This is a genomic window from Nonomuraea sp. NPDC050536, from assembly GCF_044457685.1.
Classification (GTDB): Bacteria; Actinomycetota; Actinomycetes; order Streptosporangiales; family Streptosporangiaceae; genus Nonomuraea.
The window spans coordinates 79,991-91,723 of the sequence record NZ_JBITHD010000001.1; the positions used below are offsets into that span (position 1 = coordinate 79,991).

Consider the following 11,733-nt stretch of genomic DNA (forward strand, 5'->3'; position numbering starts at 1 on the left):
TCATGCCATCAGCGTCGAGCCTGACCTAAGGTCAAGGTCAAGCCGCGGTTCCATGAACGGCAATGAGGCGACCCTGCCAAACCCGACCTGCCACGCAAACGGGGCCCGCCGTACGGCTAGCGCTCGGGGAAGGTCGGGGTGAGGTGGGTGAGTTTGTCGGGGTTGGCGAGGAGGTAGATGGTGTCGATAGCGCCGTCCTTGATGTCCAGGGCCATGACCGAGACCACGCGCCCGGCGACCGACATGACGATGGCGGGGGCGTCGTTCACGGTGGCCATGCCGTACGACATGTCCGCGAAGTCCGTCACGCTGATCGAGGCCATGAACTTCGCGATGCCGTCCGGCGTCGTGATCGAGGCGAGGAAGCGGGTGACGTTGATCGCGCCGGTGAGGGTGCGCAGCGGCGAGCGTGCCTTGCCGCCGCCGTCGCTGACCAGCGTGACCTCGCTCGACAGCAGCTCCATCAGCCCGTCGAGGTCGCCATCGGACGCGGCGGTCATGAAACGCTCGGTGATCTGCCGCCGCTGCCCCAGATCCACCTCGAAGCGCGCGCGTTTGTCCTGTACGTGCTCGCGCGCCCGCTTGGCCAGTTGCCGGGTCGCCGCCTCACCCCGCCCGATCACCTGCGCGATCTCCGAGAACGGCAGGTCGAACGCCTCCCGCAGCACGAACACCGCCCGCTCCAGCGGCGACAGCGTCTCCAGCACCACCAGCAGCGCCAGCTCCACGGAATCGGCCAGCTCGGCGTGCTCGGCCACGTCGGGCGCCAGGCTGATCGGCTCGGGCAGCCACGGGCCGACGTACGCCTCGCGACGCGACTTCGCCCACCGCAACCGGTCGATCGCCAACCGCGACGTCACGCGGATCAGGTACGCCTTCGGGTCATCCACGGTCGCCTCGTCGACCCCGGACCAGCGCAGCCACGCCTCCTGCACGACATCCTCGGCATCGGCCACGCTCCCGAGGATCCGGTAGGCGACGCCGGTCAGCAGGCTTCTCTGGTCTTCAAAGCTCGACATGAAACCTAAGACGTAGCACACAGGGCATGACGTGACACGAGCGCCCTCGGATTCCTATACACTTATCCACGCATCACGGGGCTATAGCGCAGTTGGTAGCGCGCCTCCATGGCATGGAGGAGGTCTGGGGTTCGAATCCCCATAGCTCCACTTACTTCCTCGTCATGTTCGCGGCCCCCTTCGGGGGCCGCTTCCCGTTTTCGGGGTTTACTCCGGGGGGTGACCCCCGGACCCCCAGCGTCGGGCCAACGGGCCTCGCTTCGCTCGGGCTCTGTTCGATTTCACGCTTGCGCCGCGTCAGTCTCGTGGTTGTGCTTTCGCTCCCGTGGACGTACGGCGGTGGGGCGATGGGGGCTGTGGGGTCGTAGGTGCTGACTCTGGGGGTTCTGTCAGTGTCGTCGCGTCGATGTAGCGGGGTGTGAAGGACACGCTTGGTTGAGCAGGCGTTCGGCGATTTGGTTGGCGGTGCCGTACAGCTCGTGAGGGTTGCTCAGGAGGTCGCAAGTGCGGTCTTGGCGGCCACAGCACATGACGTACAGGTACCGACGTCCGCTCTTGCTCTTGCCGGACATGATGATCAGCCGGTGCGTGCTGCGGTGGCACCAATGGAGCCCTTGAGGTCGTGGTGGTGCGTGCGGGCGCGGACGCCTGCCCCGTGCTCGTTGAAAAGGACCGGACGCGGTTGAACAGCTCGGCTTGGATGATTGGTTCGTGTCTGCCCTGGTAGTCGATGCCGTCTTGGGTGACGTATCCCCAGGTAGTAGCGGTCACGCAGCATTTGCCGATCTTGTGGATGGAGATCTGTGCGCCTGCTGGGTGGCTCTTGGTGGGCTTCATGCGAAGACGTGCGTCTGTGAGGGTGTCGCGGAGTGATTCGTAGCCGTGGGTGCCGGTGGCGTACAGCTCGAAGGCGCCAGGTAGATGAGGGGTGCGCGTTCGGGGTCAACGGCTACGGTGCGGACTTCGCGTCCGTCGAAGCGTCCGGGCAGGCGGTCGGATCGCCCAACAGGACGTTGGCGGTCCCGGACTTGCCACGCGGCTTAGCTCAGGCGCCGCTCGCTGATGTAGCCGAGCGGCGCTCGCCCTATCGCCAGGGTGGCGGCTATTCGATGACCGTCAGCACTCGCACGTCGTGGTTCGCCGTCGCGGGAGGGAAGAGACCGCTGCCGAGCCACTCGACGGTGTAGGTGTATATACCGGGCTCACGCGGCCGGTCAGTGAAGCGGTATGTCCCGTTGCTGCTGGGGTGCGCCGACGGCAGAGTCGTGGTGATGGTGCCGTTGCCGTTACTCACAGTCCGGCTCACCTTGAGCGTGAAGCCATCCGTGGAGTTCAGGCCGTCGAATCGCAGCACCCCGCTGAAGGTCAGCGTCGTGCCGACCGGTCCGCCGGCTGGGCCTGTCAGCGTGAGGGATGGCTTGTACTTGACCGTCGCCGTCACCGAAGCCGTACTCCCGCGGAAGCCGCCGTTTCCACCCCAGAACGCGGTGTAGACGTGCTCTCCGCCGACCGTCGGGGTGTCGGTGACGGTGAAGCTGCCATCCGCAGCGGTTGTCACGTTGTCGAGCGGCTGGCTGGTTCCATCAGGGAGGCGACGGGTCACCGTGAGGGTCTGCGTACCGGGAGCCGGCTCGCCGGGGAGTTCAAGCCGCCCGGTGAGAGCGAGCTGCCGGTTCACGAACGGGTCGGCGGGAGCCGTCAACGTCAGCGTCGAGTCCGGGCGGGTGAAGCCTTCGAGTCGCCACAGGTGGAGGCTGTCGTCGTTGGAGGACCTCAGGACAGCGAAGACGTCGGTGCCCAAGAACGCGACGCTGCCGGCGACCAGGTCGCCGATTTCGTTGTCCACCTCGTGGATCTTCGCCCCTGTCGTCGCGTCGTACATGGTGATGTCGGTGCCGTGGGTGCGCCCGCCCACGACCCGCGTTCCGTCCGGGCTGAGCGCCAGGCCCATCGGAAGGCCGGGCGAGCCTGGCTCCTCACCGTAGGAACGGACCCTGGCCAGGGTGGTGGTGTCCCATCTTTCGAAGCGGTAGGGGGTAGCCGATGCCGAGAGTAGGTTCGACCCGTCGGGGGTGACGACGAGTTCGATGGGGCCCGATGTCTCGTTGGTGAGGCCGTCGATCGTGCCCCGCAGCGTGGGCGTTGCGCTCACGTCGTAAACGAACATGTCGGAAGGGCTCAGCTCCCTCTCACCGACCGCCAGTGTGTTCCCGCCTGCGGCGAGCACCGGAGCGCCGAAGAGATCGGTCGCGACGGCGACCGGCTGCGGCGCGGGCGTCGACAGGTCCAGCCCGATGACGCCGCCGCCCCAGGTAGTCAGGCAACCGTAGCCCACCCATAGCCAGTCGCCGGAGCGCGCCAGGTTCGTCGGGCACGGATAGGCGGCAAGGTCGATGCGCCGGGTGATCTCCAAACTGGCGGTGTCGATCTCGATGACCTGCCTGGGGCCGATCAGCGCTGCGTACAGGTGCGCGCCGTCCGGAGCCATGGCAAGCCCGTAGGCGTCGGACAGGCTGGTGATCGCGCCCACGAGCTGGCCCTTTGCGTCCGTGACAGCGATGCGGTCTCCGTTGGAGACGAAGACCTTTCCGTTGCCGACGGCAATATCACCGGGTCGGTTCGACCAGTTCATACCGAGGTCTGTCGTGGAGTCGGCGGCCGAGGCGGTCGGAGTCACGGCGAGCAGAAGCCCGGTTGCCATGGCGAAAGCCGACAGGAGGCCTACCGACCGGCGTGCGAGCCGAGTGAGCAGGGGGCCGACGGGGTGAGGGCGTGCCACAGGTAACAGGCGCATCAGGGATCTCCGCTCTTGAGGATGAGGAAGTAAAGACACCTTGATCAACCCAGAGGGAGGCACCTGAGGTCAAGATCGACGTTCAGTGACGATCGCAACTAATAGAACACGAATTCGACTAACGGTGGCCGTTCCTACGTGGATGAACGACGCGACACGAGATACGGTCAAGCCGTCCACGGGTGTCACTCTTCGTGACACAGCCAGGTCAGCGACGCGTGATCGACACCAAACCGTGATGACGCCTCGTCGGCATCGCTGGGTTATCCGAAGAAGGATCCTCGGCCCCCACTGATCGCCCCAGGATCGGCGCCGCCCGCGCGGGCCGCTGGCGTATGGCAGGCAGGCGTGCTGGGGATCGTCAGGAGTTTGAGCTGAGCCGGAACACGATCAAGAAAGCTCTCGTTCGCTGCGTCGGGCTTCGAGGCCGGCGCGCTCGTCACGGATGCCGCGTAGGTGCTTGGCGATCTTTCGCGTGGCCAGTCGGGATCGCCGATCAGGTCGAGGAACGGGTCTTCCCTGTTGTCGAGCTTGGCGAGTTGTCCTGACCACCTTCGACTTGGACGAGTACGCCTTCGCGGCGTTGCGGGCCGGGGCGTCGGGGTTCCTGCTCAAGGACGCCCCGCCGACCGGAGACGTTCACGGATTCAGCACGCCGCGGCCTTCGCGTACCTCGAACACCAGTTGGGTCTCCGTCCGCTGCACCACCGGGTAGACGGTCACGTGTTCCAGGATGAGATCTCGGAGTTTCTCCGGGCTCTCCACGGCCACGTGCAAGAGGAAGTCGTCGTCGCCGCCCACGTGGAGGACCGTCAGCGCCCCCGGCACCATGACCAGCTTGTCGTAGAGGTTGCGGACGTGCTCTCGGTTGTGACTTCCCAGACGGACCTTGATGATCGCGTGGATCGGGTGGCCGAGCGCGCCGAAGTTGAGCCGGGCGTTGATGCTCGCGATGACACCCGACTGCCTCAGGGCGCGCACCCGGTACGCGCACGTGGATTCGGCGACTCCCACCCTGGCGGCGAGTGCGGCGTTGGTCATCCGGCCGTCCTTCACGAGGGCGGCGAGAATGGCCAGGTCGGTACCGTCGAGAGACGCCGGAGCGTGTTGCGGATTCTTCGACGACAGGTCAGACATGAGTGCTCCATTTGCGGAATCTGCATCGATTCTCGCGTAGAGTGCCAGCTTCCACAACAACCGTTGAAATTATCTGCGGATTCGCTCATCGTGGCGACATGATTTCGCCTCGGCTGCAGCTCGACTCCATAGCCGTCCACGCGGGCCGCGAGGACCTCGCCGAACTAGGTGTTCACGCGCTTCCCATCGATCTGTCCTCGACCAATCCGCTGCCGGACATCGAGGCCGGCGGCCTTTCGTACGAGGCCATGGCCGGCGGGGGCACGCCGTACGAGGAGGGCGGAGCCGTCTACGGGCGGCTGTGGAACCCGACCGTGGCCCGATTCGAGTCGGCACTGGCGCGGATGGAGCACACCGAGGCAGCCGTGGCGTTCTCCTCGGGGATGGCGGCGACGACCGCGGCGATCCTCGCGATGACGCGGGAGACCGGTCACCGCCACATCGTGGCGGTCCGTCCACTTTACGGCGGGACCGATCACCTGCTGGCTTCGGGCGTCCTCGGCGCCGAGGTGTCGTTCTGTACGGCCGAGGGCGTTGCCGCGGCGCTCCGGCCGGACACGGCGCTGATCATGCTGGAGACACCCGCCAACCCGACACTCGACCTGGTCGACATCCGTGCCGTCGTCGAGACGGCCCGCGGCGTTCCCGTTCTCGTGGACAACACCTTCGCGACCCCCATCCTGCAGAACCCCGTCGATTTCGGCGCCTCGATGGTGCTGCACAGCGCGACCAAGTATCTCGGGGGGCACGGCGACGTCATCGCCGGCGTCATCGCCTGTAACCAGGAGCAGGCTGCCGCGCTGCGCCGGGTCCGCGCCATCACGGGTGCCCTTCTTCACCCCCTTGGCGCCTACCTCCTGCACCGGGGTCTCGCCACGCTCCCGATCCGGGTCCGGGCGCAGCAGGCGAACGCCCAGCGCGTCGCCGCGTGGCTGAGCACCCATCCGAGCATCTCCCAGGTGCACTACCCCGGCATCGCGGGGAACCCACGGGGACTTGTCGGCCGGCAGATGAAGGGCCCAGGGGCGATGATCTCGATCGACCTCCACGGAGGTCTGGAGCAGGCCAGGCGCCTCACATCGGCGGTCCGCCTCTTCACCCACGCGGTGTCCCTGGGTGGCGTCGACTCGCTGGTCCAGCATCCCGCCGCGCTGACGCACCGGCCCGTCGCCCCCGAGGCCCGCCCGGCCGCCGGGCTGGTCCGCCTCTCCATCGGGCTGGAGGACCACGAGGACCTGATCGCCGACCTCGACCAGGCCCTCGCCGCGAGTCGTACGGCTCCCGCGCACGCGGGCGCGTCGCACCCGTAGACCTCCGCAACCGAGAAGAGCTGGACTCCCATGCGCTACGACACGATGGTCCCGGCCCACGCCGGTCTTCGGGGACCCACGGGCCTCGCGGCCGGAGCCGGGCAACCGTACGACATCGCGACCATGCGAGAGATCTCGCGGCGCGTCCTGTGGCTGGCCACGTCGATCGTCGACGTGGCCAACCGGAGCCGGCCCAACGACACCGGAATCAAGGTCGGCGGGCACCAGGCGTCGTCGGCGTCGATGGTCGACATCATGGTGTCGCTGTGGTTCCACGAACTGACCGCGCTCGACCGCGTATCCGTGAAGCCGCACGCGTCACCGGTGCTGCACGCGATCAACTACCTGCTCGGTGACCTGGACGCGAAGTACCTGCCGACGCTGCGCGAGAAGGGCGGCCTGCAAAGTTATCCCAGCCGCCTGAAGGACCACGACACCGTCGACTTCTCCACGGGTTCTGTGGGCATCGGCGCCACCGCCCCGGTGTGGGCGGCGATCTCCCACCGCTACCTGCGCTCGCGGTTCGACGAGACCCCTCCGGCAGGTCGGTTCATCAGCCTGATCGGTGACGCCGAGCTGGACGAGGGCGCGATCTGGGAAGCCGTCGCCGACCCGTCGGTCGCCAAACTGGGTGAGCTGCTCTGGGTGGTCGATTTCAACCGCCAATCGCTCGACCGGGTGGTGCCCGACGTGCAGATCCACCGTCTGCGGGGCATGTTCGAGGCCGCCGGCTGGCGGGTCGTCGTCCTCAAGTGGGGCCGGGAGGTCTCCGAGCTCTTCGCCCGGCCGGGTGGCGAGGAACTGCGATGCCGCCTGGAGGAAATGCCGAACGAGGAGTACCAGCGGCTGCTGCGGGCGGACGTCTCCGAGCTGCCCAGCCGGATCGCGGGCGACTCGGCCGGCCGGGCGCTGCGCGACCTGGTCGACGGAATCTCGCCCCCGCGGATGGCGCGGGCGATCCGTGACCTCGGCGGCCACGACCTCGAGCTGCTGCTGGACACCTACCGTAGCGTCGACGACCGCCCGACCGTCGTGTTCGCCTACACCGTCAAGGGCCGCGGCCTGCCGACCGAGGGGCACCCGAACAACCACTCGGCTCTGTTGACCGAGGCCCAGATGGCCACCTTGGCGCAGTCCTGCGGCACCGACATGGCTGACCCGTGGCGCGCGTTCGAGCCTGGCTCGCCGGAGGCCAAGCTGTGCGCGGAGCGGGGCGAGAGGCTCAGACGCACTCCGATCGCGCACGACAAGCCCGCGAACGTACCGGTCTCGCTCGGCCGACAGCACCGGGCGCCCGCCTCGACCCAGGCCACCTTCGGCCGGCTGCTCGCCGACCTCAAGCGCGAGGCTCCCGAGGTCGCCGCCCGGGTCGTCACCTGCAGCCCCGACGTCGCGTCGTCCACCAACCTCGGCGGCTGGATCAACAAGACGGGCGTCTGGTCGGTCACGGACCGCCGGGACTGGTTCGCCGACGACACCGAGCGGCTCCTGAAGTGGTCCGAGGTCGGCACCGGCCAGCACATCGAGCTCGGCATCGCCGAGGTCAACCTGGTGGGGCTGCTGGGCGAGCTGGGCGCGACCTGGAGCCGCTGGGGGCAGCGCCTCATCCCGATCGGCACGATCTACGACCCGTTCGTCTCGCGCGCGCTGGAACCGTGGTCCTACGGCATCTACTCCGGCGGCCAATCCATCCTTGTGGGCACGCCGTCGGGGGTGACTCTGGCCCCCGAGGGCGGGGCGCACCAGTCGATCACCACCCCGTCGATCGGGCTGGAGCAGCCCGGCTGTGTCGCGTGGGAGCCCGCATTCGCGCAGGACCTGGAGTGGTGCCTGCTGGAGGCGATGCGGAAGGTGGGCGTGCCGGGCGGTACCTCGTCGTATTTCCGGCTGTCGACTCGACCCCTCGACCAGGCTCTCGCGCGCCTGCCGGCGGACGGGCCGCTCCTCGAACGGCGCCGCAGGCAGGCCGTCGCGGGCGGCTACCGGATCACCGATCACGAGCCCGCCACCGAGCAGGTGACCCTCGTCGCCGTCGGAGCGATCATGCCCGAGGTCATGCGGGCTGCCGACCTGCTCGCCGGGCAGGGGATCGTGGCAGGCGTCGTCTGTCTCACCAGCCCTGACCTGGTGTTCCGGTCAATGCAGGCCCGGGGCCGGCTCACCTGCGGCGAGGGCAGCGGCATCATCGACCTGCTGTTCCCCGCGGAGTACACCGCGCCTCTGGTCACCGTCCTCGACGGCCATCCACACACCCTGGCGTTCCTCGCGGGCGCGCGCGGCGACCGGATCCGCTGCCTCGGAGTGACGGAGTTCGGCCAGTCGAGCGACCTGCACGACGCGCACGCGATCCACGGCATCGACACAGGTTCCATCGTCGACGCCGCCCTAGGCCTCACCGGACGCTGACGTGCCGACCTTGGACGTGCGCCTCGCGAAGCCCTGTCGTACGGCCAAGCGCGGCGCTACGCGACGTCCCGGAGACCGTCGTGCTTCCGCGCGCCCTCGTCGCTCGCGGGCAACATAAGACCTGTGAGGCGCTCTCCCTTCGCCGGTATGGTCCGGATCAGGTGACTAGGGGTCGCCGTTGCCTTTGGCTCCGGCCTCTCAGTCCTTCCGTTGTGCCCCCTTGAGGGCTCTCGGGTCAGGCTCCCTCGTCGTCCCACAGGCCTACGCTTAGTATACCGCCGTACGAGCCGCCCTACCAGGGAAAACGGCTCTGGGACCACTGACCCGAGCTATGCTCACGCGTGCCGGTCAAGAGATCGCTCCTGGCGTCACACGTCCAGCGCCACCTTGCAGGTCCACTGGCCTGTGCGGTGTTCGCGTGTCAGTGCTTGCGGCGCCAGAGTTTGCCTGTCGTCAGGTCCAGGTAGTAGACGCGGTCGTACAGGTACCCGCGCACCAGGAAGGGACCCTCCTTTGACCAGCCGAGACCGGTGCCGAGATATTCGCCGCCGGGGAACTTGAGGGCGACGCTGGACAGGCGCTTGCCTGTCTTGACGGCGTAGGTGTCCACGCGCTCGTCGGCGTTTCGGACGACCACGAGGCGGGTTCCGTCGGGGTGGAGGTTTTAGGTGTCCCTGGGATTCCTGCGAGGCACGGTCATGCGTGGTTTACCCAGGTGGTCGACTACCAGGACGTGAGACGCCGTCGACGCCACGATTCCGTTCTGGTTGATCGGTGAGGAGAGTCCCGCACGCCGGGTGGGGTGTTCGGGGACGCTGCTAGGTTGATCGCCTGTGGATGCGTCTGATGAGCTTGGCTGGGATCTGGACACCTTTTCGCGAGCGGTCGTGAATTCGCAGACGATGCGGGAAGATCTCGATCGTACGGCCGGGGAACTTGACGGCAGTCTCCTACCGCCCGGGGCGCTCAGCCTGGTTGGCGAGATCTTCCGATCCGCGTACAACGACGGCGTTCGTGGCGAGGTGGAGGACGCGCGGCACGGAGCCGCATCCGCAGACGGCCTGGCGGACATGTTCCATACGACGGCGACGCGCTACGTGGCGACGGAAGACGAGACCAGGCGGCGGCTGAACGAGCTCGTGCAGGCCTATCGGGAGGAGCTCACGAGGTATCGCGGATCCTTGCGCGTCGAGGGACCGCCACACGGCGGGAGCCCGGAGAGCGGCTCATGGTCCGGTCAGGATTTCGCGACCACCCCGGCCCGGCACGTTTTTCCCCTGTCGGTCGGTGGCGTCGTTCTCGCCAAGACCTGGGGCGCGGCCGTTCACGAGTTCCACAGGCCCGGCCATCCCCTCAGCGTGCGCTACGTGCCGAACTACGAGATCGCGAAGATGAGCAGGTTCAGCAAGTTCACGCTGGGCTACGCCAGGATGGCCGGAGCGATGTCCGCCGCCGCCATGATGGCTCAGCTCGTCGCGCTGGCCCTGCTGGTGCCATCCGATGAGCGGATCAACGACGTGCTGAACCGCCGAGGCCGCGCGCTGGGCGGCGCACCGGAGATTCGGCCGAGTGCGGTCGCCGCCGGCATGGTCAACGGTGATCTGGTCCGATGGCGGGGCGACGCTGCGGCGGCGGCGACCAAGAGGGTCGCCGGCTTCCACAACGCCGGCCGGGACTACGAGAACGGCTTGGGTTCCAAGACCGGAGCGCTGCAATCCATCGTCGGAACGCTCAACATCGCCTACGGGGTGCTCAACGCGGCATCGGCGATGTTCGTCGCCGCCCTGCTCGCCTTCTCCGTAGCGGCGACTTTCAATCCGACACTGCTGATCCAGAGGGACTCGATCGCCTGGCGGATGTCGTCGTTTCTCGCCGGCAGCTCCAAGAAGATCGCGATCAGCCTTGGAGGTCTCACCACGCTCTTCGCCGCCGCCTTGGGGTGGTACAGCCGCGACAAGCTGTCGAGGACGGAGGCCAAGGCATGGAGTGGGTTCAGCGGCTGAACCTCCGTCACAAAGTGGCGAGTGTCTTGGCGATGATGATGATCGCGCGGTCGGTGTCGGCAGGGGAGATGTCCAGGTAGAAGACCGCTCGTATACCGTCCGGGCCGGAGGGCAGGACATGGAGGCCCAGGTGGTGGGCCTCGTCAGCGAAGGCGGCCGCGGTGGACTTGGTGAGTTTGAAGCGGACGATGTTCGTTTCGACCTCTGCGGGATCGAGGTCTATGCCGTCCAGTTGCGACACCGCTTCGGCGAAGCGCCTGGCGTTGGCGTGGGCCTCCGGTAGGCGGGGGCGGTGTTCGCGCAGGGCGTGGAGGGCGCCGGCGGCCACGATGCCTGCCTGGCGGAAGCCGCCTCCCAGCTGTTGCTTGAAGCGCCGGGCGCGCGTGATGAGTTCCGCGGGACCCGCCAGGCATGAGCCCATCGGTGCGCCTAGTGCCTTGGAGAAGCACACGCTCACGGTGTCGAACGGGGCCGCGTATTCGGCGAGTTCCACGCCGGTCGCGGCGGTCGCGTGCCAGAGCCGGGCACCGTCGAGGTGCAGGCTGAGCCCGAGGTCGCGGCCGGTGCACGTGACCTCGCGCAGGCGGTCGAGCGGCCAGATCGCGCCGCCCCCCGCGTTGTGCGTGTTCTCCACGCACAGCAACGTGACCGGCGCGGGCACCGTAGCCGGGAAGAAGGGGTGCGGCTGGCCCACGGCGGCGATGACGTCGGTCGCGGTGAAGATGCCGCGTACGCCGGGGAGCAGGCGGGGCAGGACGCCCGAGTAGGCGGCCGGGGCGCCTCCCTCGAGGAGGTAGACGTGCGCGTTCTGGTCGAAGAGGACAGCGTCGCCGGGTTCCGTGTGTGCGCGGATGCCGACCTGGTTGGTCATGGTGCCGGTCGGCATGTAGACCGCGTCCTGCTTTCCGAGCAGCGCCGCGGTCTCGGCCTCCAGTTCCTTCACCGTCGGGTCGTCGCCGTACACGTCGTCACCGACGTCCGCCCAGGCCATCGCTTCGCGCATGGCCCTGGTGGGACGGCTGCAGGTGTCGCTGCGGAGGTCGATGAGTGCCATGTGGACAAGA

General features: G+C 67.8%; 8 protein-coding genes, 1 tRNA gene, 1 pseudogene and 1 riboswitch. Of the genes and pseudogenes, 5 read left to right on the forward strand and 5 right to left on the reverse strand.

The window, feature by feature from the left end; genetic code table 11:
• Positions 1-116 precede the first annotated feature (116 nt).
• On the reverse strand, positions 117-1,019 hold the full coding sequence (locus ACIBHX_RS00415; RefSeq protein ID WP_397062766.1) for an RNA polymerase sigma-70 factor: 903 nt from the start codon (positions 1,017-1,019) through the stop codon (positions 117-119).
• A 77-nt stretch (positions 1,020-1,096) separates the two neighbouring features.
• On the opposite strand from ACIBHX_RS00415, the gene ACIBHX_RS00420 reads away from it, so the two are divergent.
• A tRNA-Ala gene (locus ACIBHX_RS00420) sits at positions 1,097-1,169 on the forward strand.
• 952 nt (positions 1,170-2,121) lie between these two features.
• Here the strand turns inward: ACIBHX_RS00420 and ACIBHX_RS00425 are convergent.
• Positions 2,122-3,861 carry a hypothetical protein gene (locus ACIBHX_RS00425; RefSeq protein ID WP_397062768.1) on the reverse strand — a complete coding sequence of 580 codons (1,740 nt, stop codon included), beginning with the start codon at positions 3,859-3,861 and terminating at the stop codon, positions 2,122-2,124.
• 490 nt (positions 3,862-4,351) lie between these two features.
• On the opposite strand from ACIBHX_RS00425, the pseudogene ACIBHX_RS00430 reads away from it, so the two are divergent.
• Positions 4,352-4,444 (forward strand): annotated as a pseudogene (locus ACIBHX_RS00430) (DNA-binding response regulator); the annotation flags it as partial.
• Positions 4,445-4,452: 8 nt separating this feature from the next.
• Here the strand turns inward: ACIBHX_RS00430 and ACIBHX_RS00435 are convergent.
• Entirely contained in the window at positions 4,453-4,950 is a 498-nt protein-coding gene (locus ACIBHX_RS00435; RefSeq protein WP_397062769.1) for an Lrp/AsnC family transcriptional regulator, read from the reverse strand.
• 98 nt (positions 4,951-5,048) lie between these two features.
• Here ACIBHX_RS00435 and ACIBHX_RS00440 point away from each other — a divergent pair, with 98 nt between their 5' ends.
• On the forward strand, positions 5,049-6,260 hold the full coding sequence (locus ACIBHX_RS00440; RefSeq protein ID WP_397062771.1) for a trans-sulfuration enzyme family protein: 1,212 nt from the start codon (positions 5,049-5,051) through the stop codon (positions 6,258-6,260).
• Positions 6,261-6,383: 123 nt separating this feature from the next.
• On the forward strand, positions 6,384-8,666 hold the full coding sequence (locus ACIBHX_RS00445) for a transketolase-like TK C-terminal-containing protein (protein ID WP_397062773.1): 2,283 nt from the start codon (positions 6,384-6,386) through the stop codon (positions 8,664-8,666).
• A gap of 117 nt (positions 8,667-8,783) precedes the next feature.
• Positions 8,784-8,898: riboswitch (TPP riboswitch) on the reverse strand.
• Between the two features lie 189 nt (positions 8,899-9,087).
• Here the strand turns inward: ACIBHX_RS00445 and ACIBHX_RS00450 are convergent.
• Positions 9,088-9,303, reverse strand: a complete 216-nt coding sequence (locus ACIBHX_RS00450) for a hypothetical protein (RefSeq protein ID WP_397062775.1) — start codon at positions 9,301-9,303, stop codon at positions 9,088-9,090.
• 196 nt (positions 9,304-9,499) lie between these two features.
• Here ACIBHX_RS00450 and ACIBHX_RS00455 point away from each other — a divergent pair, with 196 nt between their 5' ends.
• Complete coding sequence (locus ACIBHX_RS00455; RefSeq protein WP_397062777.1) at positions 9,500-10,669, forward strand: hypothetical protein; 1,170 nt, start codon at positions 9,500-9,502, stop codon at positions 10,667-10,669.
• 7 nt (positions 10,670-10,676) lie between these two features.
• On the opposite strand, the gene ACIBHX_RS00460 is transcribed toward ACIBHX_RS00455, so the two are convergent.
• A complete protein-coding gene (locus ACIBHX_RS00460; RefSeq protein WP_397062779.1) occupies positions 10,677-11,723 on the reverse strand; it encodes a threonine aldolase family protein in 1,047 nt (348 codons plus the stop codon).
• Between the last annotated feature and the right edge of the window lie 10 nt (positions 11,724-11,733).

Excerpts from the sequence above, each read along its gene's own strand:
- ACIBHX_RS00415 (WP_397062766.1), bottom strand. The coding sequence starts at position 1,019 with ATGTCGAGCTTTGAAGACCAGAGAAGCCTGCTGACCGGCGTCGCCTAC.
- ACIBHX_RS00460 (WP_397062779.1), bottom strand. The coding sequence starts at position 11,723 with ATGGCACTCATCGACCTCCGCAGCGACACCTGCAGCCGTCCCACCAGG.
- ACIBHX_RS00435 (WP_397062769.1), bottom strand. The coding sequence starts at position 4,950 with ATGTCTGACCTGTCGTCGAAGAATCCGCAACACGCTCCGGCGTCTCTC.
- ACIBHX_RS00440 (WP_397062771.1), top strand. The coding sequence starts at position 5,049 with ATGATTTCGCCTCGGCTGCAGCTCGACTCCATAGCCGTCCACGCGGGC.
- ACIBHX_RS00445 (WP_397062773.1), top strand. The coding sequence starts at position 6,384 with ATGCGAGAGATCTCGCGGCGCGTCCTGTGGCTGGCCACGTCGATCGTC.